Source organism: Rhizobium sp. L9, assembly GCF_002531885.1.
Lineage (GTDB): Bacteria > Pseudomonadota > Alphaproteobacteria > Rhizobiales > Rhizobiaceae > Rhizobium.
This window is the reverse complement of the sequence record NZ_NWSZ01000028.1, coordinates 16,339-41,299: the sequence shown is the minus strand read 5'-3', so window position 1 is coordinate 41,299 and position 24,961 is coordinate 16,339. Positions and strand designations below refer to the sequence as shown.

Annotated in this window: 26 protein-coding genes and 2 pseudogenes; 13 read left to right on the top strand and 15 right to left on the bottom strand. The window is 62.1% G+C overall.

From position 1 onward, the window contains the following. Positions 1-6: 6 nt before the first annotated feature. From CO660_RS25620 to uvrA, 3 genes and pseudogenes are all read right to left on the bottom strand, one after another. Positions 7-813, bottom strand: coding sequence for a DUF72 domain-containing protein (locus tag CO660_RS25620; RefSeq protein ID WP_097601115.1), 807 nt, complete (start codon positions 811-813; stop codon positions 7-9). 26 nt (positions 814-839) lie between these two features. Beyond that, a pseudogene (locus CO660_RS25615) lies at positions 840-1,298 on the bottom strand (GNAT family N-acetyltransferase); the annotation flags it as partial. After that, on the bottom strand, positions 1,295-4,216 hold the full coding sequence (gene uvrA / locus CO660_RS25610; RefSeq protein WP_097601113.1) for an excinuclease ABC subunit UvrA: 2,922 nt from the start codon (positions 4,214-4,216) through the stop codon (positions 1,295-1,297). The gene uvrA and the pseudogene CO660_RS25615, both read right to left, overlap by 4 nt. Before the next feature lie 282 nt (positions 4,217-4,498). Here uvrA and CO660_RS25605 point away from each other — a divergent pair, with 282 nt between their 5' ends. After that, on the top strand, positions 4,499-5,008 hold the full coding sequence (locus CO660_RS25605) for a single-stranded DNA-binding protein (protein WP_097601112.1): 510 nt from the start codon (positions 4,499-4,501) through the stop codon (positions 5,006-5,008). Positions 5,009-5,133: 125 nt separating this feature from the next. Here CO660_RS25605 and CO660_RS25600 read toward each other — a convergent pair whose 3' ends face one another. Continuing rightward, complete coding sequence (locus CO660_RS25600; protein ID WP_097601111.1) at positions 5,134-5,781, bottom strand: MarC family protein; 648 nt, start codon at positions 5,779-5,781, stop codon at positions 5,134-5,136. A gap of 237 nt (positions 5,782-6,018) precedes the next feature. On the opposite strand from CO660_RS25600, the gene gyrA reads away from it, so the two are divergent. Next, positions 6,019-8,826: a DNA gyrase subunit A gene (gene gyrA / locus CO660_RS25595; RefSeq protein WP_097601110.1), complete on the top strand. Its 2,808-nt coding sequence runs from the start codon at positions 6,019-6,021 to the stop codon at positions 8,824-8,826. Positions 8,827-9,008: 182 nt separating this feature from the next. Here gyrA and CO660_RS34355 read toward each other — a convergent pair whose 3' ends face one another. From CO660_RS34355 to CO660_RS25590, 3 genes and pseudogenes are all read right to left on the bottom strand, one after another. Then, a complete protein-coding gene (locus CO660_RS34355; protein WP_010056528.1) occupies positions 9,009-9,143 on the bottom strand; it encodes a hypothetical protein in 135 nt (44 codons plus the stop codon). Between the two features lie 36 nt (positions 9,144-9,179). Next, positions 9,180-9,335, bottom strand: coding sequence for a hypothetical protein (locus CO660_RS33420; RefSeq protein ID WP_003539654.1), 156 nt, complete (start codon positions 9,333-9,335; stop codon positions 9,180-9,182). 143 nt (positions 9,336-9,478) lie between these two features. Beyond that, a pseudogene (locus tag CO660_RS25590) lies at positions 9,479-9,779 on the bottom strand (hypothetical protein). Between the two features lie 90 nt (positions 9,780-9,869). On the opposite strand from CO660_RS25590, the gene coaD reads away from it, so the two are divergent. The 5 genes from coaD (at position 9,870) to tgt (ending at position 13,805) form a co-directional block, all read left to right on the top strand. After that, positions 9,870-10,364, top strand: coding sequence for a pantetheine-phosphate adenylyltransferase (gene coaD, locus CO660_RS25585; RefSeq protein WP_097601109.1), 495 nt, complete (start codon positions 9,870-9,872; stop codon positions 10,362-10,364). Positions 10,365-10,407: 43 nt separating this feature from the next. Next, positions 10,408-10,980 (top strand): peptidylprolyl isomerase, encoded by a 573-nt coding sequence (locus CO660_RS25580; RefSeq protein ID WP_097601108.1) that lies wholly within the window; start codon positions 10,408-10,410, stop codon positions 10,978-10,980. A gap of 29 nt (positions 10,981-11,009) precedes the next feature. Continuing rightward, on the top strand, positions 11,010-11,519 hold the full coding sequence (locus CO660_RS25575; RefSeq protein WP_085778170.1) for a peptidylprolyl isomerase: 510 nt from the start codon (positions 11,010-11,012) through the stop codon (positions 11,517-11,519). 72 nt (positions 11,520-11,591) lie between these two features. Next, positions 11,592-12,674, top strand: coding sequence for a tRNA preQ1(34) S-adenosylmethionine ribosyltransferase-isomerase QueA (gene queA / locus CO660_RS25570; protein WP_097601107.1), 1,083 nt, complete (start codon positions 11,592-11,594; stop codon positions 12,672-12,674). Then, a complete protein-coding gene (gene tgt / locus CO660_RS25565; RefSeq protein ID WP_097601106.1) occupies positions 12,675-13,805 on the top strand; it encodes a tRNA guanosine(34) transglycosylase Tgt in 1,131 nt (376 codons plus the stop codon). A 19-nt stretch (positions 13,806-13,824) separates the two neighbouring features. Here tgt and CO660_RS25560 read toward each other — a convergent pair whose 3' ends face one another. The 5 genes from CO660_RS25560 to CO660_RS25540 form a co-directional block, all read right to left on the bottom strand. Then, entirely contained in the window at positions 13,825-14,253 is a 429-nt protein-coding gene (locus tag CO660_RS25560; RefSeq protein WP_085778173.1) for a DUF4864 domain-containing protein, read from the bottom strand. 81 nt (positions 14,254-14,334) lie between these two features. After that, complete coding sequence (gene fabF, locus CO660_RS25555; RefSeq protein ID WP_097601105.1) at positions 14,335-15,600, bottom strand: beta-ketoacyl-ACP synthase II; 1,266 nt, start codon at positions 15,598-15,600, stop codon at positions 14,335-14,337. 13 nt (positions 15,601-15,613) lie between these two features. Further along, positions 15,614-16,120: a helix-turn-helix domain-containing protein gene (locus CO660_RS25550; RefSeq protein ID WP_097601104.1), complete on the bottom strand. Its 507-nt coding sequence runs from the start codon at positions 16,118-16,120 to the stop codon at positions 15,614-15,616. A 41-nt stretch (positions 16,121-16,161) separates the two neighbouring features. After that, positions 16,162-16,455, bottom strand: coding sequence for a hypothetical protein (locus CO660_RS25545; RefSeq protein WP_097601103.1), 294 nt, complete (start codon positions 16,453-16,455; stop codon positions 16,162-16,164). Positions 16,456-16,549: 94 nt separating this feature from the next. Next, positions 16,550-16,738 (bottom strand): hypothetical protein, encoded by a 189-nt coding sequence (locus CO660_RS25540; protein ID WP_097601102.1) that lies wholly within the window; start codon positions 16,736-16,738, stop codon positions 16,550-16,552. Positions 16,739-16,948: 210 nt separating this feature from the next. Between CO660_RS25540 and CO660_RS25535 the strand changes: the two genes are divergently transcribed. From CO660_RS25535 to CO660_RS25510, 6 genes are all read left to right on the top strand, one after another. Further along, positions 16,949-17,344 (top strand): hypothetical protein, encoded by a 396-nt coding sequence (locus CO660_RS25535; RefSeq protein ID WP_097601101.1) that lies wholly within the window; start codon positions 16,949-16,951, stop codon positions 17,342-17,344. A gap of 188 nt (positions 17,345-17,532) precedes the next feature. Next, entirely contained in the window at positions 17,533-18,363 is an 831-nt protein-coding gene (locus tag CO660_RS25530; RefSeq protein ID WP_097601100.1) for a metallophosphoesterase, read from the top strand. Next, complete coding sequence (locus CO660_RS25525) at positions 18,360-19,541, top strand: ABC transporter ATP-binding protein (RefSeq protein ID WP_097601099.1); 1,182 nt, start codon at positions 18,360-18,362, stop codon at positions 19,539-19,541. Before CO660_RS25530 ends, CO660_RS25525 begins: the two co-directional genes overlap by 4 nt. Next, on the top strand, positions 19,534-20,457 hold the full coding sequence (locus tag CO660_RS25520) for a sugar ABC transporter permease (RefSeq protein ID WP_097601098.1): 924 nt from the start codon (positions 19,534-19,536) through the stop codon (positions 20,455-20,457). The genes CO660_RS25525 and CO660_RS25520 overlap by 8 nt, the downstream gene beginning before the upstream one ends. Beyond that, positions 20,454-21,287: a carbohydrate ABC transporter permease gene (locus CO660_RS25515; RefSeq protein WP_097601097.1), complete on the top strand. Its 834-nt coding sequence runs from the start codon at positions 20,454-20,456 to the stop codon at positions 21,285-21,287. The genes CO660_RS25520 and CO660_RS25515 overlap by 4 nt, the downstream gene beginning before the upstream one ends. 25 nt (positions 21,288-21,312) lie before the next feature. Continuing rightward, a complete protein-coding gene (locus CO660_RS25510; protein WP_097601096.1) occupies positions 21,313-22,578 on the top strand; it encodes an ABC transporter substrate-binding protein in 1,266 nt (421 codons plus the stop codon). Between the two features lie 74 nt (positions 22,579-22,652). Here CO660_RS25510 and CO660_RS25505 read toward each other — a convergent pair whose 3' ends face one another. From CO660_RS25505 to CO660_RS25495, 3 genes are all read right to left on the bottom strand, one after another. Beyond that, positions 22,653-23,621: a substrate-binding domain-containing protein gene (locus CO660_RS25505; RefSeq protein ID WP_097601095.1), complete on the bottom strand. Its 969-nt coding sequence runs from the start codon at positions 23,619-23,621 to the stop codon at positions 22,653-22,655. Positions 23,622-23,720: 99 nt separating this feature from the next. Beyond that, the gene (locus CO660_RS25500; protein WP_097601094.1) at positions 23,721-24,401 is read right to left on the bottom strand and encodes a GNAT family N-acetyltransferase; all 681 of its coding nucleotides are present in this window, start codon (positions 24,399-24,401) and stop codon (positions 23,721-23,723) included. Beyond that, a complete protein-coding gene (locus tag CO660_RS25495) occupies positions 24,401-24,919 on the bottom strand; it encodes a MarR family transcriptional regulator (protein WP_097601154.1) in 519 nt (172 codons plus the stop codon). Before CO660_RS25495 ends, CO660_RS25500 begins: the two co-directional genes overlap by 1 nt. Positions 24,920-24,961: the final 42 nt, after the last annotated feature.

The window sequence follows — 24,961 nt, the reverse complement described above, 5'->3', positions numbered from 1 at the left end:
AACCGCCTATTTCGCCAGCAACTGCTGCAGGGCGATCGCCCCGTGCGGCGCATTGACCTTGCCCTCGTGGATCATGAAGGCGAAGACGTCGCGGGGCGCGGCCTTGACCTGGCGCTTCCCGTCGATCAGCGGCAGATCGTCCGGGACCTTGCCCTCGGCCCAGGTCTCGAGCCGCTTAGCCCAGGCCTTCAAATCCTTATCGGGATAGCAGGTCGGGATATCATCCGATCCCTTCTGCAGCCTGGCATAGACGAAATCGGCCGTCACATCGGCGATCATCGGATAGTCGAAATGTTCGGCGCAAACCGGCGCCACGCCATATCTAGCAAGCAGAGCAACGAATTCCGGCACCTTGAAGGAATCGTGCCGCACCTCGACGACGTGGCGGAGCGCCAACCCATCCTGCTTTGCCGGCAGCAGCTTCAGGAAGGCCTCGAAATCTTCCGGATCGAACTTTTTCGTCGGGGCGAATTGCCAGAGCAGCGGCCCGAGATGATCGCCGAGCTCGCTGATTCCAGAGGTGAGGAAGCGCTCCATCGATTCACCGGCTTCCGCAAGCACCCGCCGATTGGTGACGAAACGCGTCGCCTTGAGCGAAAAGATGAATCCCTCGGGCACATCGGCTGCCCATTTGGCAAAAACCGCCGGCTTCTGCGTGCTGTAATAGGTGCCGTTGACCTCGATGACCTTCAACTGGCGGCTGGCATAATGCAGCTCGTCCTTCTGTTTCAGGTCGGCGGGAAAGAAATGCCCGCGCCAGGGCTCGAAGGTCCAGCCGCCGATGCCGGTGCGGATAGTGCCGGATTTCGCCATGTCGTCCTCCTAGTTCGCGGCCGCCAGGCCGCATGAATCTCTTTCGTCATGTTGATGAGCGTCCATCCTGGCCGATAACGGCTCGGCCGCCGACCCGTTTCCTGAAATCCGAAGGCGCGATAAAGCGCGATATTTCGCTCCATCCGCGCATTGGTGTAGAGGCGTATCTCCGGAATGTCCCATTCCCGCGCCTTGCCCTCCAGCCAGCGCAACATCGAGAGCCCATGTCCGGCGCACTGAAAGGTCGGCGAGACCGCGATGCTGAATAGCATGAGGTAATCGGAATGCTGCTCTGCGACCACGAGGCCGGCCGTTTCGCCGCCGATGTCGCGCAGCCAGACCTCGCCGCGGTCGATCCGCGGCGCGTAATCCTCCGTCACGGGAATCGGTGGAGCGCCGAAGAGTTCGGTATAGGGACGATAGGCGGCTGCCGTCAGCGTCGCGATCGTTTCCAGATCATCAGGCGACGCCAGCCTCATCGTCATTCCGCCGCAACCGCCTTCTTCGCAGGCCGCCGCTCCAGCAATTCTTTCAGGAAATGGCCGGTATAGGAGCGCTGTTCCCTGACAATTGCCTCGGGCGTGCCGACAGCCACGATTTCACCGCCGCCATCACCGCCCTCGGGGCCGAAATCGAGCACCCAGTCGGCCGTCTTGATGACTTCGAGATTGTGCTCGATCACCACCACCGAATTGCCCTGGTTGACGAGCTCGTGCAGCATTTCGAGCAGCTTGGCGACGTCATGGAAATGCAGGCCGGTCGTCGGTTCGTCGAGAATATAGAGTGTACGTCCGGTCGAACGTTTCGACAGCTCCTTGGCGAGCTTGACGCGCTGTGCTTCGCCGCCCGAGAGCGTATTGGCCTGCTGGCCGACCTTGATGTAACCGAGACCGACATCCTTCAGCGATTGCAGCTTGTCGCGCACGGCGGGTACTGCCGCAAAGAAATCGACGCCTTCTTCCACCGTCATGTCGAGCACGTCGGCGATCGACTTCTGCTTGAAGGTGACGTCGAGTGTCTCTCTGTTATAGCGCTTGCCATGGCAGACGTCGCAGGTGACGTAGACATCGGGCAGGAAGTGCATCTCGATCTTGATGACGCCGTCGCCCTGGCAGGCCTCGCAGCGCCCGCCCTTGACGTTGAAGGAGAAGCGGCCGGGCTGGTAGCCGCGCGCCTTGGCTTCCGGCAGGCCGGCGAACCAGTCGCGAATCGGCGTGAAGGCGCCGGTATAGGTCGCGGGGTTCGAGCGCGGCGTGCGGCCGATCGGCGACTGGTCGATGTCGATCACCTTGTCGATATGCTCGAAACCGTCGATGCGGTCGTGGTCGGCCGGGATTTCGCGCGCGCCCATGACGCGGCGCGCCGCCGATTTATAGAGCGTCTCGATCAGGAAGGTGGACTTGCCGCCGCCGGAGACTCCGGTCACAGCCGTGAAGACGCCAAGCGGAATGGATGCCGTGACATTCTTCAGATTGTTACCGCGCGCGCCGATCACCTTGATTTCGCGGCCCTTCTTCGGCTTGCGGCGCCCCTCAGGAACGGGAACCCCCAGTTCCCCGGAGAGATATTTGCCGGTCAGCGACTTCGGATTGTCCATGATATCCTGTGGCGTGCCATGGGCGATGACCTGGCCGCCGTGGATGCCGGCGGCCGGGCCGATGTCGACCACGTCATCGGCCGTGAGGATCGCATCCTCGTCATGCTCGACGACGATGACGGTGTTGCCGATATCGCGCAGGTGCTTCAACGTATCCAGCAGCCGGGCGTTGTCGCGCTGATGCAGTCCGATGGATGGTTCGTCGAGTACGTAGAGCACGCCCGTCAGGCCCGAGCCAATCTGCGAGGCGAGGCGAATGCGCTGGCTCTCGCCGCCCGATAGCGTGCCGGAATTGCGTGACAGGCTTAGATATTCCAGGCCGACATCGTTCAAAAAGCGCAGGCGGTCACGGATTTCCTTGAGGATCCGGACGGCAATCTCGTTCTGCTTGGCATTGAATGTCGCCGGCAGCGCCTCGAACCAGTCGCGCGCGATGCGGATCGACATTTCGGTCACTTCGCCGATATGCAGCTTATTGATCTTCACCGCCAGCGCTTCCGGCTTCAGGCGATAGCCGTTGCAGGCCGGGCAGGGGGCGGCCGACATGAAGCGCTCGATATCCTCGCGTGCCCAGGCGGAATCCGTCTCCTTCCAGCGGCGCTCGAGATTGGTGATGATGCCCTCGAAATTTTTGTGCGTGGTATAGGAACGGGCGCCGTCGGCGTAGTGGAACTCGATCTTGTCGTCCGTGCCGTTGAGGATGACGTCCTTGGCCTCGTCGGACAGGTCGTTCCAGCGGGTGCCGAGCTTGAAGCCGTAATGTTTGCCGAGCGCTTCCAGCGTCTGATTGTAGTAAGGCGAAGTCGATTTGGCCCAGGGCGCGATCGCCCCGTCCCGCAGCGTCCGCTCCGGTTCGGGTACGATCAGGTCGGGATCGATCTTCTGTTGGGCGCCGAGACCGTCGCAGGTCGGGCAGGCGCCGAAGGGGTTGTTGAAGGAGAAGAGCCTGGGTTCGATTTCCGGGATGGTGAAGCCCGAGACCGGGCAGGCGAATTTTTCAGAAAACAGCACGCGCTCATGCGTCTCGTTCAGCGACTTGTTGGCCGAACCGCCGGCCGAGGTCTCCTCCGGCGGCAGCGGCTTGTCGGCGAATTCGGCGATCGCCAGCCCGTCGGCGAGTTTCAGGCAGGTTTCAAGGCTGTCGGCGAGACGCGCCGACACATCCGGGCGCACGACGATACGGTCGACCACCACGTCGATGTCGTGCTTGTATTTCTTGTCGAGAACAGGCGCCTCGGCGATCTCGTAAAACTGGCCGTCAACCTTGACCCGCTGGAAGCCCTTCTTCATCAGCTCCGCCAGCTCCTTCTTGTATTCGCCCTTGCGGCCGCGCACGAGCGGCGCGAGAATGTAAAGGCGCGTGCCCTCGCCGAAAGCGAGGATGCGGTCGACCATCTGGCTGACGGTCTGGCTCTCGATCGGCAGGCCGGTCGCCGGCGAATAGGGAACGCCGACGCGGGCAAAGAGTAGGCGCATGTAGTCGTAGATCTCGGTGACGGTGCCGACCGTCGAGCGCGGGTTGCGCGAGGTGGTCTTCTGCTCGATAGAAATGGCAGGCGACAGCCCGTCGATCTGGTCGACATCGGGCTTCTGCATCATTTCGAGGAATTGCCGGGCATAGGCCGACAGACTCTCGACATAGCGCCGCTGGCCCTCGGCATAGATCGTGTCGAAGGCGAGCGAGGATTTGCCCGAGCCCGAAAGACCGGTCATGACGATCAGCTTGTTGCGCGGCAGATCAAGATCGATACTCTTCAGATTGTGCTCGCGCGCGCCGCGTATGGAGATCGTCTTTAGTTCGCTCATCGTCTCTGCTTTGGTTTTCTGGATAACAGCCCTTATTTAGTGATGCCGGCGGGCGAGTCGAGGCTGAATATCCTGGATGACTCAAGGTTTTCGATTCTGTTGACAGGATCATACGGATAAACTAGAACAAATAAAGAACAAAATTCCTGATGAATGCATGCCGCTTTCTGATGGGATAAACTGTGGATTAAACACCGTTCGCGCGCATCTGCGGTTCGCTATGGTTTAAGGTGCGCTGATCGATTAACGCCGCCGGGCAGGGCGGCAGGCAGGGTGAAAAGCATGGCTGGTAGCGTGAACAAGGTAATTCTGGTTGGAAACGTGGGTGCAGACCCCGAAATCCGCCGCACTCAGGATGGCCGGCCGATCGCCAACCTCCGTATCGCGACCTCGGAAACGTGGCGCGACCGCAATTCGGGTGAGCGCCGCGAAAAGACCGAATGGCACACTGTGGTCGTCTTCAACGAAGGCCTCTGCAAAGTCGTCGAGCAATATGTGAAGAAAGGCGCCAAGCTCTATGTCGAGGGCCAGCTGCAGACCCGCAAGTGGCAGGACCAGCAGGGCCAGGATCGCTACTCGACTGAAGTCGTGCTGCAGGGCTTCAACTCGACGCTGACGATGCTCGACGGCCGCGGCGATGGCGGCGGCGCGAGCTCCGGCTTCGGCGGCGGCCGCGGCAGCAGCAACAATGATTATGGCGACGACTACGGCGCCCCGTCATCCTCATCGTCCAGCCGCGGCGGTGGCGGCGGCAATTTCTCGCGCGATCTCGACGACGACATCCCGTTTTGATCGGCCGCCTGTTCTGGCTTTATGAGAGCATCCGAGAGCATGATGTCCGGGCCGGCGTCATGCTCTTTTTCTTTGATGTCACGGCAGTTGATCTCGTCGGGTCACCCCGAACATGTGCTGCCATTTCAATTCGGCGTCGCGCTGATGAGATTGAGCGCGGCTTTCGCGCCGTCGACGACGAACTGCACCGCAAGGGCTGCGAGGATGACGCCGAGCAGGCGGGTGAGGATCGCTCGACCGGTGACGCCGAGAAAGCGGTCGAGCCTTTCAGCAATCAGCAGCATGAGGAAGGTCAGCAGCAGAATGGCGGCGATGACGCCGATCAGTTGGGCTTTTTCGACCGAAGTCGCCAGTGTGCCGGAAAGCAGGATGGTCGCCGAGATCGCGCCGGGGCCGGCAATCAGCGGCAGGGCGAGGGGAAAGACGGCGATATTCTCAATATGATCCTTGGTGATCGCCACCTCGGTCGTCTTCTCCTTGCGGTCCTGCCGCTTCTCGAACACCATCTCGAAGGCGATCCAGAAGAGCAGGAGCCCGCCGGCGAGGCGGAAGGCGCCGATCGAGATCCCGAGCACGCCGAGCACGCCTGCGCCGAACAAAGCGAAGACGGCGAGGATGATGAATGCGATGGTCGAGCCGCGCAGCGCCACCTGCCGGCGCTCGGTCCGGCTCATGCCGATCGTCAGCCCCAGGAAGAGCGGTGCGAGGCCCGGCGGGTCGATGGTGACGATGAGCGTGGTAAAGGCGTTGATCAACTGGTCGGCGCTTGCCATCGTCTCTCCGGAAGCCCATATGGGTGCGTGGTTTTCTGCGATTGTGAAGCGGGGATTTCGATTTGGCAAATATGCTGCGGCGGCCCGCGGCCGATTTGTCCGGTCCGGCCGCACAAGTCCGGTGCTTTACCCTTTTTCGGCCGCAAAAGCCTGTTCAAAACGCGCTCAGAAAATGGCGCGGGAACAGGCTTTCCGCTATAAATCTTCAAGTGATTCTAGAAGAGATCGTGATCTGTTTTGACTGAGCAAACACCCCCCGGCGGCGGGAAGCTCCCGCCAGGCATCGAGCCCATCTCCATCATGGAGGAAATGCAGCGGTCGTATCTCGATTACGCCATGAGCGTCATCGTCAGCCGCGCGTTGCCCGACGTGCGCGACGGCCTGAAGCCCGTGCACCGGCGCATCCTCTACGGCATGTCCGAGCTCGGCATCGACTGGAACAAGAAGTACGTCAAATGCGCCCGCGTTACCGGCGACGTGATGGGTAAATACCATCCGCACGGCAACGCCGCTATTTACGACGCGCTTGCCCGCATGGCGCAGCCCTGGTCGCTGCGCCTGCCACTGATCGACGGCCAGGGCAACTTCGGCTCGGTCGACGGCGATCCGCCGGCGGCCGAACGATACACCGAGTGCCGCCTGGAGAAGGCTGCCCATTCGCTGCTCGACGATCTCGACAAGGAAACCGTCGACTTCCGCGACAACTATGACGGCACGCTCTCCGAGCCGGTCGTCGTTCCCGCCAAGTTCCCGAACCTGCTCGTCAACGGCGCCGGCGGCATCGCGGTGGGCATGGCGACCAACATTCCGCCGCACAACCTCTCCGAAGTCATCGACGGCTGCATTGCGCTGATCAACGATCCGGCGATCGAGCTGCCGGAACTGATGCAGATCATTCCCGGCCCCGACTTCCCGACGGGCGCCAAGATCCTCGGCCGCGCCGGCATCCGCTCGGCTTACGAGACCGGACGCGGTTCCGTCATCATGCGCGGCGTCGCCACCATCGAGCCGATGCGCGGCGACCGCGAGCAGATCATCATCACCGAAATTCCATACCAGGTGAATAAGGCGACGATGATCGAGAAGATGGCCGAGCTCGTGCGCGAAAAGCGCATCGAGGGCATCTCCGATCTGCGCGACGAATCCGATCGCCAGGGCTATCGCGTGGTCATCGAATTGAAACGCGACGCCAATGCCGAGGTCATTCTCAACCAGCTCTACCGCTATACGCCTTTGCAGACCTCCTTCGGCTGCAACATGGTGGCGCTGAACGGCGGCAAGCCGGAGCAGCTGACGCTGCTCGATATGCTGCGCGCCTTCGTCTCCTTCCGCGAAGAAGTCGTTAGCCGGAGAACGAAGTTCCTGCTGCGCAAGGCGCGCGAGCGCGCCCACGTCTTGGTTGGTCTCGCGATCGCCGTCGCCAATATCGACGAAGTCATCCGTGTCATCCGCCAGGCGCCTGATCCGCAGTCGGCCCGCGAAGAGCTGATGACGCGCCGCTGGCCGGCCGAAGATGTCGAAAGTCTGATCCGTCTGATCGACGACCCGCGTCACCGCATCAACGACGACGTGACCTACAACCTCTCCGAAGAGCAGGCGCGCGCTATCCTCGAACTGCGCCTTGCCCGACTGACGGCACTCGGCCGCGACGAAATCGGTGATGAACTCAACAAGATAGGTGAGGAGATCCGGGATTATCTCGATATTCTTTCCTCGCGTGTCCGCATCCAGACCATCGTCAAGGACGAACTATCAGCCGTCCGCGACGAGTTCGGCACGCCGCGCCGCACCGAGATTGTCGATGGCGGCCTCGAAATGGACGACGAGGATCTGATCGCCCGCGAAGACATGGTCGTCACCGTCTCGCATCTCGGCTACATCAAGCGCGTGCCGCTGACCACCTACCGGGCCCAGCGCCGCGGCGGCAAGGGCCGCTCCGGCATGACCACCCGCGACGAGGATTTCGTTAGCCGGCTATTCGTCGTCAATACCCATACGCCGGTTCTGTTCTTCTCGTCGCGCGGCATTGTATACAAGGAGAAGGTCTGGCGCCTGCCGATCGGCACGCCGACCTCGCGCGGCAAGGCGCTGATCAACATGCTGCCGCTCGAACCCGGCGAACGCATCACCACCATCCTGCCCTTGCCCGAGGACGAGGCGAGCTGGGACAATCTCGACGTCATGTTCTCGACGACGCGCGGTACGGTTCGCCGTAACAAGCTTTCGGACTTCGTCCAGGTAAACCGCAACGGCAAGATCGCCATGAAGCTCGAGGAAGAGGGCGACGAAATCCTCTCCGTCGAGACTTGCACTGATCGGGATGACGTTCTCCTGACCACGGCGCTCGGCCAGTGCATCCGCTTCTCCGTCGACGACGTTCGTGTCTTTGCAGGCCGCAACTCGATCGGGGTGCGCGGCATCAATCTCGGCGACGGCGACCGCATCATCTCGATGACGATCGTCGGCCATGTTGATGCCGAGCCATGGGAACGTGCTGCCTACCTCAAGCGCTCCGCCGCCGAACGCCGGGCGATAGGCGTTGATGAAGAGGACATCGCTCTCGTTGGCGAAGAAGTCACAGAAGAGGGGCAGCTTTCCGACGAGCGCTACGAAGAACTGAAGGCGCGCGAGCAATTCGTGCTCACCGTCTCCGAAAAGGGCTACGGCAAGCGTTCTTCCTCCTACGACTTCCGCATCTCCGGCCGCGGCGGCAAGGGCATCCGCGCCACCGATACGTCGAAGACAGGCGAGATCGGCGAGCTGGTGGCGGCCTTCCCGGTTGATGACGGCGATCAGATCATGCTGGTCTCCGACGGCGGCCAGCTGATCCGAGTGCCGGTCGGCGGCATCCGCATCGCCAGCCGCGCCACAAAGGGCGTCACCATCTTCTCGACGGCCAAGGACGAGAAGGTCGTCTCGGTCGAGCGCATCAGCGAGCCGGAGGATGATGAGACGGATGGGGCGGTCGACGCGGCCGAAGGTACCGCTGGCGCCGATGAAACACCTGTCGCCGATGGCGATCCGGGCGGTGCTGCCGAGGAATGATCGAATGAACTGGGCGGCTTCAAGCCGCCCTTTTTCTGTTAGAGCGTTGCTTCCAAGCTGAAGCACTCTGTTGGCTCAAGCCGGCTCATTGCCCAAGAAAAAAGCCGGACGCTGATTGCATCCGGCTTTGAAAAGCCCAGGCGGCGAAAGGGTGCCGCTCATGGGAGGGGAAGAGAGGAATGTCAGAACGCGCTATGCTTTTCGTTCAGCGCCTTCACCTCTTCGCCTTCGCGCCGCAGCGCTGATATCGTCGAGGCCACAGACACGATGAACATGACGCTGATGAGGGCGGTTAGCACTGTCAAGATCGTGAACATAGGCATTCCTTTCCTGGGGAGTTGCGTACTCGCTCCTCAGTACTGGCCCAATACGGCCGTGCGGGCCGAGGCATAGGGGCCATAAACCTTGGAGGTATCGACCTTCTGATCATAAAGAGCGACAGTTGCGGTGAGCATGCCCGTGACCATAACCATCCAGAGCACGTTAATCATCGTAATCTTGCCGGGCATTATTAGTCCTTCCTGCCGCGCTTTGACGCATTTCTGTGTCGGTTGAGTGAACGCATCCGTTTAAGAATGGTTCCGTCGGATGTTGAGGGGGTGTTTAGCAATGGCGGTCTGAAGCCTCCTTGAATGTCTCGTTCATCTGGCGTTCAGATTCGAAGACCGTTTCTCCTGGCGCAGCCGGCCTTCATTCCGCGCAGCCGGCCTTGAGCACGCACGATCGCCGCATGTTCGGCAAGCTCCGGCCGCACCCAGTTCACCTCGTGGCGATCGGCGAAATAGCCATAGGCCAGCTCGGCGGCGAGGGAGAAAGTGACGGCAAACGCGACGAGCACGATCAGCATGGATCCAGGTCTTTCGGGGCGCGCCGGCTGACGGAATGGCATCGGCTGCATTGATGATCCGAGTTAAGCAGATCCCGTCTGAAACGGCCTTGAATGGCATGTTCATCCGCTGTTCAGCCGTGCGGCGCGGCCCGGTAAATCACTTGCGACAAGTCTGCATCCGTGACAAAAGGCGTCAAACGAATGGCCGGGCCAGATGACGACAGCTTTTTATCCTGGGTCCTTCGACCCGATCACCAACGGACATGTGGATGTTCTGGTCCAGGCGCTGAACGTCGCCGAAAAAGTCATCGTCGCGATCGGCATCCATCCCGGCAAGGCGCCGCTCTTTTCGTTCGAAGAGAGAGCCGAGCTGATCCGCCTGTCGCTGGCCGAAGTCTTGCCCGGCAAGACCGGCAACATCACCGTCGTTGCCTTCGACAATCTGGTCGTCGACGCCGCCCGTGCCCATGGCGCCACGCTTCTGATCCGCGGCCTCCGCGATGGCACGGACCTTGATTATGAAATGCAGATGGCCGGCATGAACCGAACGATGGCGCCCGATATCCAGACCATCTTTTTGCCGGCCGGCACGGCGTCGCGGCCCATTACCGCCACATTGGTCCGCCAGATCGCCGCAATGGGCGGCGATGTCAGCGCTTTCGTCCCGGCCGCAGTCCTGCAAGCCCTCACATCCAAGCGCCCAAACTAGCAAGCGCAAAAGCCTAGGCGGATAACGCCGCAACGGAGCTCACATGAAACTCTTCTATCTCGCATTTGCCGGCGTGCTGTATCTCGCCTCCTTCGCGGGGGATGCGTTGGCCCAGTCGGCCGATCATTATCTCACCATTCAGCTGAAGAACGGCCCGGTGGTGATCCAGCTGATGCCGGATGTAGCGCCGAAACATGTCGCCCAGATCGAGGCGCTTGCCAAGAAGGGCGAATATGACAACGTCGCCTTCCACCGCGTCATCGACGGCTTCATGGCCCAGACCGGCGACGTCAAATACGGCAACATGGAGAAGGGCTTCGATGCCAGCCTCGCCGGCACCGGCTCCTCCGACATGCCCGATATCCCGGCTGAGTTCTCCAAGACACCGTTCGTGCGCGGCACCGTCGGCATGGCCCGCTCGCAGGATCCGAATTCCGCCAATTCGCAGTTCTTCATCATGTTTGCCGACGGTTCCTTCCTCAACGGCCAGTACACCGTTGTCGGCAAGGTCGTGTCCGGCATGGAGAACGTAGACAAAATCAAGCGCGGCGAAGGCCAGAATGGCGAAGTCGGCAATCCCGACCGGATGATCAAGGTCACCCTGGGCAAGAAGTAGGTTACGAGAGAAAGAAAGAGGAGAAGACAATGGCCGAGATCAAGGATCCCGAAAACACCGTTATCCTGGAAACCACCAAGGGCAAAGTAGTCATTCAGCTGCTGCCGCAGGTCGCCCCGGAGCACGTCGTCCGCATCAAGGAACTCGCCCGCGAGAAGGCCTATGACGGCGTCGTTTTCCACCGCGTCATCCAGGATTTCATGGCTCAGACGGGCGATGTCGAATATGGCAAGAAGGGTTCGGAAACCTTCAATCCCGGCCGCGCGGGCATGGGCGGCTCCGCCAAGCCGGACCTGAAGGCGGAGTTCTCGGCGACGCCGCATGTGCGCGGCACCTGCTCGATGGCGCGTTCGCAGAACCCGAACTCGGCCAATTCGCAGTTCTTCATCTGCTTCACCGACGCTCCGTGGTTGAACAAGCAGTATTCCGTCTGGGGCCAGGTGATCGAAGGCATGGACAATGTCGACAAGATCAAGCGCGGCGAGCCGGTCTCCGATCCGGACTCGATCGTTTCCATGCGGGTTGCCGCCGACGTCTGATTGTGATTTCTGCTGAAACCCGCCCTTGCGCGAGAGCGCGGGGCGGGTTTCGCTTTGCCTGAAAGTACACTTATGCGCGTTGATCTTTTCGATTTCGATCTGCCCGAGGAGCGCATCGCCCTGCGGCCCGCCGAGCCGCGCGACAGCGCACGCCTGCTCGTCGTGGATGCAAAAGCGGCAATCGCACTGTCGGACCATCGCGTTTCGGATCTGCCGTCATTTCTGCGCGCCGGCGACGCGCTCGTCTTCAACGACACGAAGGTCATCCCCGCCCAGCTCGAGGGCATCCGCCATCGCGACGGCGCCGGCGGTCAGCAGGTCTCGGCCACGCTGCACATGCGCGTCGGTCCCAGCCGTTGGAAAGCATTCGCCAAACCGGGCAAGCGCATCAAGGAAGGCGATCGCATCGCCTTCGGCCACAGCGGCGAGAGCTGCATGATCGGCTCGCTCGATGCGACGGTGGAGGAAAAAGGCGAAGCGGGCGAAGTGACGCTCGCCTTCGATCTTTCCGGTCCGGTGCTCGACGAGGCGATCGCCGCCGTCGGCCATATTCCGCTGCCGCCCTATATCGCCGCCAAGCGCCCCGAGGACGAGCGCGACCGGGCCGACTACCAGACGATCTATGCCCGCGAGGAAGGCGCCGTTGCAGCCCCCACCGCCGGCCTGCATTTCACGCCTGGCCTGTTCGAAGCGCTCGACAGGGCCGGCATCGAACGTCATTTCGTCACGCTGCATGTCGGCGCCGGCACTTTCCTGCCTGTTAAGGCTGATGATACCGACGATCACAAAATGCATCTCGAAAGCGGCTATGTCAGCGCCGATGTCGCCGCGCGCTTGAATGCCGTGCGGGAAAGAGGCGGGCGTATCGTCTGCGTCGGTACCACCTCGCTGCGGCTGATCGAGAGCGCCGCCGGGGAAAGCGGAGAGATCAAACCCTGGGCCGGCGCCACTGGGATCTTCATCACCCCCGGTTACCGTTTTAAGGCGGTCGACATGCTGATGACCAATTTCCACCTGCCGCGCTCAACGCTGTTCATGTTGGTCTCGGCCTTCGCAGGCTTCGAAACCATGCATGCCGCCTATGAACACGCGATTTCCACTGGCTACCGCTTCTACTCCTACGGCGACGCGAGCCTTCTTTTCCGGAAAGACTAGATGACAGAGAACTTCCAATTCACGCTCGAGAAGACCGATGCCGGTGCCCGTCTCGGTGAGATTTCCATGCCGCGCGGCGCGATCCGCACGCCGGCCTTCATGCCGGTCGGTACAGTCGGCACCGTCAAGGCCATGTATCTCGATCAGGTGCGGGAGACCGGCGCGGACATCATCCTCGGCAATACCTATCACTTGATGCTCCGCCCCACAGCGGAGCGCGTCGCCCGCCTCGGCGGCCTGCACAAGCTGATCCGCTGGGAACATCCCATCCTGACGGATTCAGGCGGCTTCCAGGTCATGTCGCTCTCCGGCCTGCGCAAGCTCGACGAGCAGGGTGTCACGTTCAAGTCGCATGTCGACGGCAGCCTGCATCATATGTCGCCGGAGCGCTCGATCGAGATCCAAGGGCTGCTCGGCTCCGACATCCAGATGCAGCTCGACGAATGCGTGGCGCTGCCGGCCGAACCGAAGGAGATCGAGCGCGCCATGGAAATGTCGCTGCGCTGGGCCGAGCGCTGCAAGGTGGCCTTCGGCGAGCAGCCGGGCAAGGCGATGTTCGGCATCGTTCAGGGCGGCGATATTCCGGCCCTGCGCATCCGTTCGGCCGAGGAACTCACCAAGCTCGACCTCAAGGGCTACGCCGTTGGCGGTCTCGCGGTCGGCGAGCCGCAGGACGTGATGCTGAACATGCTGAGAGAGACGCTTCCGGTCCTGCCCGTGGAAAAGCCGCGTTACTTGATGGGCGTCGGCACGCCTGACGATATCCTCAAATCCGTCGCCCGTGGCATCGACATGTTCGACTGCGTCATGCCGACCCGCTCCGGACGCCATGGCCTGGCCTTCACCCGCCGCGGCAAGGTCAATATCCGCAATGCCCGCCATGCCGAGGATATGCGCCCGCTCGACGAACAATCCAGTTGTCCGGCTTCGCGCGATTATTCGCGCGCCTATCTCCACCATCTCGTCCGCGCCAACGAAGCCCTCGGCGGCATGCTGCTCTCCTGGCACAATCTCGCTTATTATCAGGAACTGATGCAGGGCATCCGCAAGGCGATCGCCGAAGGCCGCTTCGCCGATTTCATGGCGGAAACGATGGAGGAATGGGCGAGGGGTGATCTCGAGCCCGTTTGATCGGCCGAACGCAGTTTGATCAAATTCCTTTGCTGTCCGCATCCGGCATGATCTGAACGCCGTTGATCCGGTAGCTGCCGTCGGGCTGGCGCGTGACCTGGTAGATCGCCGTCCAGTCCTTGCCATCGCGTCCTGAGATCAGAACTTCGTGGTAGATCAGCGCGCCGTTATCGATCGAGCGGCTGCGGCCGAAGGCGTAATTGCCGGGATGATAGACCGGTTCGTAGCTCTTCTTCACCATGGCGAAGAACAGGTTCTTGTCGGGGTACATCGCCTTGATGCCGGGGGCGGCGAAGGAATAGGCGGTTTCGGCATCGTCCTTGAGGAAGGCTTTGATCTGTTCCTCGATCATCGTTCGCGTGGTGTCGATCGGATCTTCGGCATGGGCCGAGAGAGGAGAGAGGGCGGACGCGGCACATAGAATGAGAACTGCGAGAAAGGCGCGCATGGCTTGATCTCCGGCTCCGTCGGGGAGCGAGCTCCGATAGAGCGGAAGTGTAAGCGAATTTCAGCGCAAGGAAAGCGGACTTTACGACCAGCGGCGGAAGAGGGCGCTGGCATTGACGCCGCCGAAGCCGAAACCGTTGGTGATGGCATAGTCCGTGGCAAGCGGCCGCGCCGTCTTGCCGACGATGTCGATGCCGTCGGCGGCCGGATCGGTTTCGTTGAGGTTGCGGGTCGGCGGCGCGATCTGGTCGCGCAGCGCAAGAATGGTGAAGATTGCTTCCAACCCGCCCGCCGCGCCGAGCAGATGGCCTGTCGCCGACTTCGTCGCGCTGACGGCAATGGCGCCATTGCGGCCGAAGACCGTCCCGATCGCGGCGATCTCGCCTCTGTCACCGACCGGTGTCGACGTCGCGTGCGCGTTGAGGTGCCTGACCTCGGAGGCCGGAATCTTCGCCTGCCTGAGTGCCGCCACCATCGCCCGGCGCGCGCCGTCGCCATCTTCGGGACCTGCGGTCATGTGGTAGGCATCCGCCGCCGTGCCGTAGCCGACGAGTTCGGCAAGTGGTGTCGCCCCGCGGGCCAGCGCGTGGTTGAGCGTTTCGATGACCAGGATGCCGGCGCCTTCGCCCATGACGAAACCGTCGCGTGCCGTGTCGAAGGGCCGCGAAGCCAGTTCCGGCGTCTCGTTGAAGCCGGTGGACAGCGCACGCGCGGCGGCAAAGCCGCCGAGGCTAACCTTGTCGATGCAGGCCTCGGCACCGCCGCAGATCGCCACATCGGCTTCGCCGGAGCGGATCAGCCGCGCCGCATCACCGATCGCCTGAACGCTGGCGGCACAGGCCGTCACCGGCGCGCCGAGCGGCCCCTTGAAACCATAGCGGATGCTGACTTGGCCGGCGGCGAGGTTGACGAGGAAGGAGGGCACGGTAAAGGGTGATAGCCGCCGAACGCCCCGCGTCTCGCCGATCCGCACCGCTTCGGCGATTGCAGGAAAGCCGCCGACGCCCGAAGCGATGATCGTTGCGGTGCGTTCACGGCTGCCTTCGTCGGTCGGCATCCAGCCGGCCTGCTTCACCGCTTCCTCCGTCGCCGCCATCGCGAACTGGATGAAGCGATCCATCTTCTTCTGGTCTTTCGGCGTGATCGAGCGGTCGGGATCGAAGCCGGCCTGCGCGTCCTCGGCGATGCCGGGAACGACACCGCCTACCTTGGCCGAGAGCTCACCGACAACATCGTCCGGCAGCACCCTGAGACCGGAGGCGCCGTCGACGAGACGTTTCCAGGCAGGTTCGACGCCGGTGCCGAGTGGCGAGACAAGTCCCATGCCGGTGACAACGATGCGATCCATGGTATTTTCCTCTCTATGCGTCGATACCGAGATACCAGGCGCGCATGCGGGCGATCCGCGCACGCACCTCGTCATCGGCGGCTGGTCCAGCGAGCAGGCTGGTGTTTTCGGGCGTTACTTCTTCGCCGGTCCGTGCGTCCACAAGCACCGTCTCGCGCACTTTGCCGGAGGCGGCGTCGCTGAGCAGAAAGGCGAGATCCTCTTCCGGAATGTGCCGGCTCCCCCAGGAAAACAGCGCCATCAACACCGGAAAGAAATCGCGGCCCTTCTCGGTCAGCACATATTCGTAGCGGGCAGGGCGCTGCTGGTAGAGCCGTCGTTCGAACAGGCCCTGGTCCGTCAGATGTTTTAGCCGCCGCGTCAGAATGTTCGGGGCCACGCCGAGACTTTTCTGAAACTCGTCGAAGCGCGACAGCCCCTGGAAGGCGTCGCGCAGAATCAGGATGCTCCACCAGTCGCCGACGCTGTCGAGCGCGCGCGCCGCCGGGCATTTGAATTGGCCGAAACTTGTCCGCTGCATGGCAGATGTCACTACAGGAGTGACTATCATCATGCAAGCTACTATCTGGCGCTGCCTTCGAAAAAGCGGGCGAGCAGGATGCCGGTGACGAGCACGCCGGCCGCGGCAAAAATCGTATCGCCCGGAGTGCCGATGTAGAGCGGCCCGATATTGGCAAAGAGCAGAAAGGCGATGAGGAAGTTGGCCCAGCCCCATATGACATTCACCGTCGGCGAACTTGGATTGGCGAATGGGGTGCGGAAGGGCCGGCCGCTGACGCCGTTGACGAAATGCGGGATGCCGTTGGCCAGAAAGGCCGCGGCAATGAAATGGGCGATGTAGGCGATCCAGGGCAAAGGCTTCTCCTGACCTGCGCGAGTGGCGTCAAAGGAGAATGTGGCCGGGATCATCCGGCCGACAAGAGGAGGTTATGGCCTTCCGCTGGTAATCTCAGGCGAAGCCGAGCGGCAATTTTTCCAGTTTTCTGTCGGCGCCGTAATCGCGTTCATGTGGCGAGCGACGGCGGTCGTCGCGGCGCGACGAAAGGTCGATGCGGTTTTCGGCGAAGATCCCGTCGGGATAGGTGCCGGTATCATGGCAATCGGAGTCGATCTTTGGCGCAAGGATTTTCAGTATCATCGAGGTTCCTCCACGGCGCAGCAACAACACTCGGAAAGGCCGCATGGTTCCAATGATAAGCGCCGAATTATTAATAAATTAACCATAAATGTCGGCCGAGTTTATCAGCGGATCTAACCCTCGGCGCGCCACGCATCGCGTTGAAGTGGCGTTGTCGTGGAACTCCTGATGCTGATCGCCGTTGGTTTGGCATGAACACAGGAGGTTCCCATGCAGTTGATCGATACGCGCGTGACACAGTCCGGCAACTTCTTCACGGTGGAATTTCTGGGCGAGGGAGGAGAGTCGATTGCCGTCAAAATCGACAATTCTCATGGCGAACTAGACAGTTCGACGGCGCTCGACCACGCCAAGGTGATGATGGTTCAGCTGACGGCCTTTCCCGGCCGCAACCCGGACGGCAGCATCAACCGGTATGATGCCTTGAGCAACGGCAACTTCGACGAAGGCAGCAAGGGTCTCATCGGCCAGCCGAGCGCGCGTTCCACCCACGACAGCGAAACGCTGGAAGAGGAGCTGAACGAAGGTCTCGAAGACACCTTCCCCGCAAGCGACCCCGTTTCGGCGACGGTATCGTCCATCCCCGCGAACGCGCCGCGGCACTGATCCCCACCCAATCAGCAGATGGGCCGGCTCCCAGTTCGGGAGGCGGCCTGCGGCTGTGTGACAGATTGATGTCAAAACTGAAAAACAGCTGAAAACCGCAGATGTCTGATTGACATGGGAGCCCTCTAGAGAGGCCCCGAGAAGGGAGCGTCCAGGAGACGCTTCCGAGGTTCTCGGAGACGCGCCCCATGAAAATCATTCAGATCACCGACACGCATTTCAGCCCCGGCAAGCCGCATTTCAACGGCAACTGGGCACCGCTCTTGAGCTGGATCGAAGAGACCGACGCCGATCTGATCGTCCATACAGGTGATCTCACCGTCGACGGCGCCGACAAGGACGAGGACATCATCTTCTCGATGGATCTCATGCGCCAGGTATCGATCCCGATGCTGATCGTTCCCGGCAATCATGATGTCGGGCACCTCAAGGGTTCGGACCAGCCCGTCAATGCCGAGCGGCTCGCCCGCTGGCGCAGCCTTGCCGGTGACGATCGCTGGCTGGAGGATGCGGCCGGCTGGCGCTTCGTCGGATTGAATTCGCTGCTTCTCGGCCATGAAGATGATGAGGAGGAGGCGCAGTTCGAGTGGCTTGCCAAGGCGCTCGAAGATAGGGCAGGGCGGCGCGTGGCGCTGTTCGCGCATAAGCCGCTGTTCGTCGATGCACCCGACGAAGGCGATACCGGCTATTGGAGCGTTCGCCCGGCTCGGCGCCGGCGGCTTTATGATCTGATATCGGCCCATGACGTGGCGCTGTTTGCCAGCGGCCACCTTCACTGGGCCTGGCAGGGTCGTGTCGACAATACCCAGCTGACCTGGGGCCCTTCGGCTGCCTTTATCATCGACAAGATGGAACGGCAAATGCCGGGCGAGCGCCTGATCGGCGCCGTCGTCCACGAGTTCGATACGTCGGTCGCAAGCGCGATCGTCGCCGTGCCCGGCATGACCGCGCATGTGCTCGACGACGTCGTCCACGAGGTCTATCCCCAGGCGGTCAAGCAGCGGGAACCGGTGGAATGAGCGCGCTCTCGCTTCGCGGCATCACTAAGTCTTTCGCTGGCAACCAGATCCTCAATGGCGTCAGCCTCGATGTCGGCGCCGGCGAATTCATCGCGCTGGTGGGGCCCTCCGGCTGCGGCAAGAGCACGCTCCTGCGCGTGCTTGCCGGCCTTGACCACGCCGACCCGGGCGAGATCTTGATCGGCGGGAAAGATATGTCCGGCGTGGCAGCCGCCGACCGCAACATCGCGATGGTTTTTCAATCCTACGCCCTTTATCCGCATCTGACGGCCTCTGAAAACATCGCCGTGCCCTTGGCGATGCGCCGGCTGTCGACGACGCAGCGGCTGCCCTTCATAGGCTCGTTGATGCCAGGCCAGCGCGCCACCTGCGCGGCAATCGCCCGCGACGTTGGGGAAATGGCGACATCACTCAAGATCGAACACTTGCTCGACCGCAAGCCCGGTCAGATGTCCGGCGGCCAGCGCCAGCGTGTGGCGCTCGCTCGCGCCATGGTCCGCCGGCCGAGCGTCTTCCTGATGGACGAGCCGCTGTCCAACCTCGACGCCAACCTGCGCGTTCATGCCCGTGGCGAGATCGTCGACCTTCATCGCCGCGCCGGTGTGCCGACGCTCTACGTCACCCATGATCAGGCGGAAGCGCTGTCGATGGCGGATCGCGTCGCTGTGATGATTGGCGGCCGGTTGCTGCAGATTGCAAGCCCTGAGGTCATCTATGACGATCCCGCCCATATCGAGGTCGCCCGCTTCATCGGCCAGCCGCGCATCAATCAATTGCCGGCGGAAGCCGAAGACGGTGTGATTTCCTTTGGCGACCTGCGGCTGACGCTGAAAAACCCGCCTGCCGGCAAGATGCCGGTCACGCTCGCCATTCGCCCCGAGTTCGTCTCTCTCGACCACAACCGCCAGGACGGGCTTGCCGCCCGGATCGAGCGCGTCGAGTTCCTGGGATCGGAGGTCATCCTCTATTGCCGCCTCGATGCGATCGGAGAGACCGTAATCGCCAAGGTTCAGCCGCCGGAAGCTGCAGGCCTCGCCGCCGGTGATCCGGTCGGGCTGCGGCTCGACACAGGCCGGATCATGGCCTTCGCCGAGGATGGTAGACGGCTGGCTGCTCGCGCCGAGGCCGGCAATGGGCTCGCCACAGGCGACATCGCGCAGGAGAGGGCGCATGTCTAGCGTCGTCTCCATGGCTATGCCAGCCAATCCCGCCGTTGCGCATCGGCGCAGCGAGGCCCGCATCGCCTGGATGCTGGTGCTGCCGGCGATCGTCCTGCTGTTCCTCTTCGTGCTTTTGCCGGTCGCGGCTGTCATCTTCCTCGGCTTTACCGATTTTGAACTCGGCTACGGCAAGTTCCGTTTCGTCGGCTTCGAGAATTACGCGCATCTGGTCACCGACCGCACGTTCCGCAAGTCGCTCTGGAATACGACGGTCTACACGGCGATCGTCGCGCCCGTCTCGATCCTTCTTGGCCTCGTCATTGCCATGCTGATCGAGAGCGGGACGGCGGCGCGCAGCTTCTTCCGCACCGCCTATTTCCTGCCGGTTGCTTCACTGATCGTCGCCATGGCGACCGTCTGGCAATATATGTTTCATCCGACCATCGGCCCGATCAATGCGCTGCTGTCTCTTGCAGGGCTGCCCGGCCCGAACTGGCTCGGCAGCTCCGGCACGGTCCTATACAGCCTGTCGATCATCGGCGTCTGGCAGTCGGCCGGCTTCAATATGGTGCTGTTCCTGGCCGGGCTTACCGCGATCCCGCGCGAGCTTTACGCGGCAGCCGAGGTGGACGGCGCGAAATCCGCCCTCGATCGCTTCCTGCTGGTGACCTGGCCGATGCTCGGGCCGACGACGCTCTTCGTAATCACCATCAGCGTCACCAACGCTGTGAAGGTCTTCGAGACGGTCAAGACGCTGACGGAAGGCGGCCCGAACAAGGCGTCGGAGGTGCTGCTCTTTACAATCTATCAGGAAGGTTTCGTCTACCTGCGCGTCGGCTACGCCTCGGCGATGACCGTCGTCTTTCTCCTGATCCTCGTGGTGCTGATGTTCCTGCAGTACCGCGTCCTCGATCGGCAGGTGCATTACACATGACGAACGCTTTTTCCCTCGGCCGGATCATTCGCCTGACGCTGCTTTCCCTGGGCGCAATTATCTTCCTTTCGCCCTACGTCTTCATGATTTCGGCGGCAGGCAAGGCGCAGAGCGATATTTTCACCTCGTCGCTGTCGCTGATTCCGGCGCATCTCACCTATGCGGAGAACTTCGCCAAGGCCCTGAGCCGCGTGCCGATGGCGCGGCTTCTGTGGAACGGCGTCGTCGTCTGCGGGCTGATCTTCTTCTTCCAGGTGCTGGTGGCGATCCCTTGCGCCTATGCCATGGCGAAGCTGCGCTTCGGCGCCGCCCGGGCCATGATGGTGCTGGTCATGCTCGGTCTGCTGGTGCCGATCCATGCGACTGCCTTGCCGCTCTATGTCGCATTCGACCGCGCCTCGCTGCTCAACGGCTACGCCGCCCTCGTTGCGCCCTTCACCATTTCGGTCTTCGCGATCTTCATGTTCCTGCAGTTCTTCCGCGCCATGCCGGATGATCTCATCCATGCCGCGCGTCTCGACGGCATGTCGGAGCTCGGCATCATCGCCCGCGTCATCGTGCCGAATGCCTGGCCTGGTGTCACCGCCTTTGCCATCTTCTCGGTCGTTGCCCATTGGAACGATCTCTACTGGCCGCTGATCGTCATCAGCAAACAAGATTACGCCACGCCGCCGCTCGGGCTGATGTATTTCCGCGCCGCCGAGGCCGGCGACGATTACGGCGCGCTGATGGCGGCGACCCTCATCATTACCCTTCCCCTCGTCCTCGCTTTCCTGCTGGCGCAGAAGCGTTTCGTCGAGGGCATCACTATGACCGGTCTCAAAGGCTGACCGGCTTTATCAAGGAGAACGAGCGATGAAACATATCACCCAGCTTCTCGCCGCAGCGGCCGTATCCTTGGCAATCGCGCTTCCCGCGCATGCTGAGACGACGCTGACGGTTCATTACCCGATGCCGGGCTTCTTCAAGGACGTGATGGACACGATCTCGAAGAAGTTCATGGCAGAAAACCCCGATATCAAGATCCTGTTCGCCAGCCCTTCGGCAACCTATGAAGAAGGCATCCAGACGATCCTTCGTCAGGTCGGCACCAGCGAAATGCCCGATATCACCTTCATAGGCCTCAACCGCCTGCGCATGCTCGACGAACGCGACGTCGCCGTCGATCTCGGTCCGCTCGTTCAGAAGGACGGCAACATGGCCGAGCAGGGCTTCTCCGACACCATCCTCAAGCTTGCCCAGGTCAAGGGCAAGCAGGTCGGTCTCGCTTTCGCCACCTCCAATCCGATCATGTATTACAATGCCGATCTCGTGAAGGCGGCCGGCGGCGATCCGGACAATCCGCCGAAGACCTGGGATGAGGTCATCGCGCTCGGCGGCAAGATCAAGGCGCTCGGCAATGGTGTCGACGGTATCGATTTCCGCTGGCAGGGCGACGACTGGATGTTTTCCGCGCTGCTCTTCGGCGCCGGCGGCAAGATGCTGAGCGATGACGAAAGCAAGGTCGCCTTCAACGGTCCGGAAGGCCAGAAGGCCGTCGAGGTCCTGCATCGCCTGGTCACCGAAGGCGGCATGCCTGTCTTCACCAAGCCTGCCGGTGAACAGGCTTTTGCCGCCGGCAAGGTCGGTTTCGAATTCCAGACGACGGGCGCCTTGCGCAACACGATCAAGAATGTCGGTAACAAGTTCGATCTGCGCACCGCCAAGATCCCGCTGATCGATCCGGTGAACGGCCGTCTTCCCACAGGGGGTAACGCCGTTGTCATCCTGACGCATGACGCTGCCAAGCAGGACGCCGCCTGGAAGTTCGCCAAATTCGCTGCCGGCCCCTACGGCGCCTCGGTCGTCGTGCCGGGCACTGGTTATGTCCCGAACAACGAGCTTGCCGCCAAGTCGCCCGAATATCTCGGCGATTTCTACAAGCAGAACCCGTTGTTCCAGGCTGGCCTCAGCCAGATGCCGGTGATGATCCCTTGGTATGCCTTCCCCGGCTCCAACGGGGTCAAGGTCACGCAGACGATCGTCGACAACCTCTCGCGCATCGTCGACCAGTCCGCTGAACCGAAGGAAGCGCTTGACGATGCTGCCGCCGATGTCGAGGGCATGCTGCCGCGCAGCTGATCGCCTTCCTTGTCAGACACAGGGCAGGGGGCGACCGCGTCAAACACGCGGTGGCCTTTTCCTTGCTAAGCGCTTCAGATGGCGCGCACCGTGCCGCCACGGCGAAGCTTATAGGCGACATCGAGATGGCGGGCAGGGGCGGCATTCTCCGCCATATCGAGAAGCAGCGAGGCGGCCGTCGCCCCCATGCTGGCATCCGGCATCTCGACCGTCGTCAGCGGCGGATCGATCAGCCGGCCGATGGCGATGCCGTCGAAACCGGCGACCGAAACATCGCCGGGTACCGACAGCCCCTCGCGTTTCAGCGCGCCGATAACGCCGAGGGCAAGGAGATCATTGGACGCGATGATCGCCGTCGGCGAAAGCGAATTCATCGCCGTGCTGAGATCGAGCTGGTCGTAGCCGCCGACGAAGGAGATCTGGATCGCATCATGCGGCGTCAGGCCGTTCTCGGCCATGGCGTCGAGATAGCCCTGATAGCGAAGGCGAGCGCGGTCGGAGGCTGCGAAATTGCCGGAGAGAAACAGTATGTGCCGATGTCCCATGCCTATCAGGAAGGCCGTGATCTCGCGGCCGGCACTGCGATTGTCGGCGGTGACGGCCGCCGGAAACCGCGCCGTCGGCAGATTGTTGAGAAGCACTGTCGGCGGCAGCCTCGCAAGCAGCGCTTCGCTCGTTGTCGGGTCGCAGACGGTAAGGATCAAACCGGTCGGCCGGTCGTTCAGCAGTGCGGCGACGGCATCGGCCTCGCGAGCCGGATCGTAATTCGATTGGGCGATCAATACGCCGTGGCCGGCGACGAGCATGCGGTTCTGAATGCTCGACAGCGATGAGGCAAAGACCGGATTGGTGATGCTTGGAATTAAAACGCCGACCACCGGCCTGCGTCCGAGCCGGCCGGCGAAGTGATAGCCGAGTTCCGCGGCAGCGCGGCGCACCTTGCGCACCATCAGATCGCTGGCTGGCCCGTTGCGGTTTAGAACTCTGCTCGCGGTCGCCAGCGAACATCCTGCCCGGAACGCGACCTGCTGCAATGTCGCCATCGAAAGCGCCTCGCATCAATCAATTTCGTTGCCGGCGCTTTAAAGGGTTTGGATGACAGTGATCTGACACTTCGCTGCGACGATCGGGCAGGGAAATCTTCAGGGGCGGCGTTTGACCACGCGCATGTTCATTTCCGACCGAACCACGAAGCCCTGCGCCTTATAGAGCGAAATGGCCGATGTGTTCGCCGCGTAGGCGTGCAGATAGGCTACGTCGCCGCTGGATCCGATTTCGCCGGCAACGAAGCGAAAGAGCAGGGTACCGAGGCCGCCTCCTTGGAAATCGGGATGGGTACAAAGGCCGCTGAGCTCGATATAGCCCGGCTGCCGCATGCGCTGACCCGCCATCGCTACGAGACGACCTTCATGCCTTATCCCCCAGAAGCGGCCAAGCATCTGGGCGCGCAAGGTGAATGGGCCCGGTTTGGTCAGGGTTGCCAAGTCAAGCATATCGGCGGCATCAGCCTCCGTCAGCGGCTCGATGCGGGGATCGGAAATTTTCTCGTGAGGCCGCTCGGCAACCATCTGGGTCACGGGCGCCTCCATGATTATGGCAAGACCTCGCGGAACCGCGATTGGTCCAACCTCGACGAGAAACATGCGCTCCTCCCGCGACGGCAGCTTCTCCAGGGCATCGAGGCTTTCCGGCGTATCGTCCGCGGAGGCGGCGAAGGGGACAATGGACGGCGGGTATCGCCTCGCGCAGCTGCCGCCTTCGGAGATATCGGCGTGCGCGGTCTGCAGAGCGCTCCAGATCGGCCGGTCGAGCACATGTTTCATCATCCTTCCTCCTCTTGGGCGTCTGAAAGGACGCGCGGTGCGGCAGCCGTGCTCCGGCGTTTGAGCGGCGCTTCCGCAAGCCCGTCCTCGATGGCCGCGAGCTGTTCGAGGATCGGTCCGTCGAGATCGCCGCAGAGATCCGCAACAGCAGCCGCGACGCGCGGCCAGATCGTCGCCTTCGAATAATCGACGAGTTCCTGTCCCTTGTCGGTCAGCGACACCAGTCTGCGGCGCTGATCGTCCGGCGCCGGCTGCATGTCGACGAAGCCGGATTCGAGAAGCTGGCCGATCGTCCGCGTCGCGCCGGGTTGGGTGATGCCTACCGACTGGGCCAGTTCGCCGATCGTCAGCGGCCCGGTCCGGTCGATCGCCGCCAGGAACGGATACTGACCGGCTTGAATGCCGAGCTCGGCCTCGTCGATGATGTGCTGGGTATCGGCCTGCAATCGTTCGCCGATGCGCCGCAGCCGGCTGCCCAGACATAGAAAGCCGAGCGTTCGGACCACATCTTCGACCATGCCCATCTCGCCATTTCGATTAAATGTTATATAACACTTTAT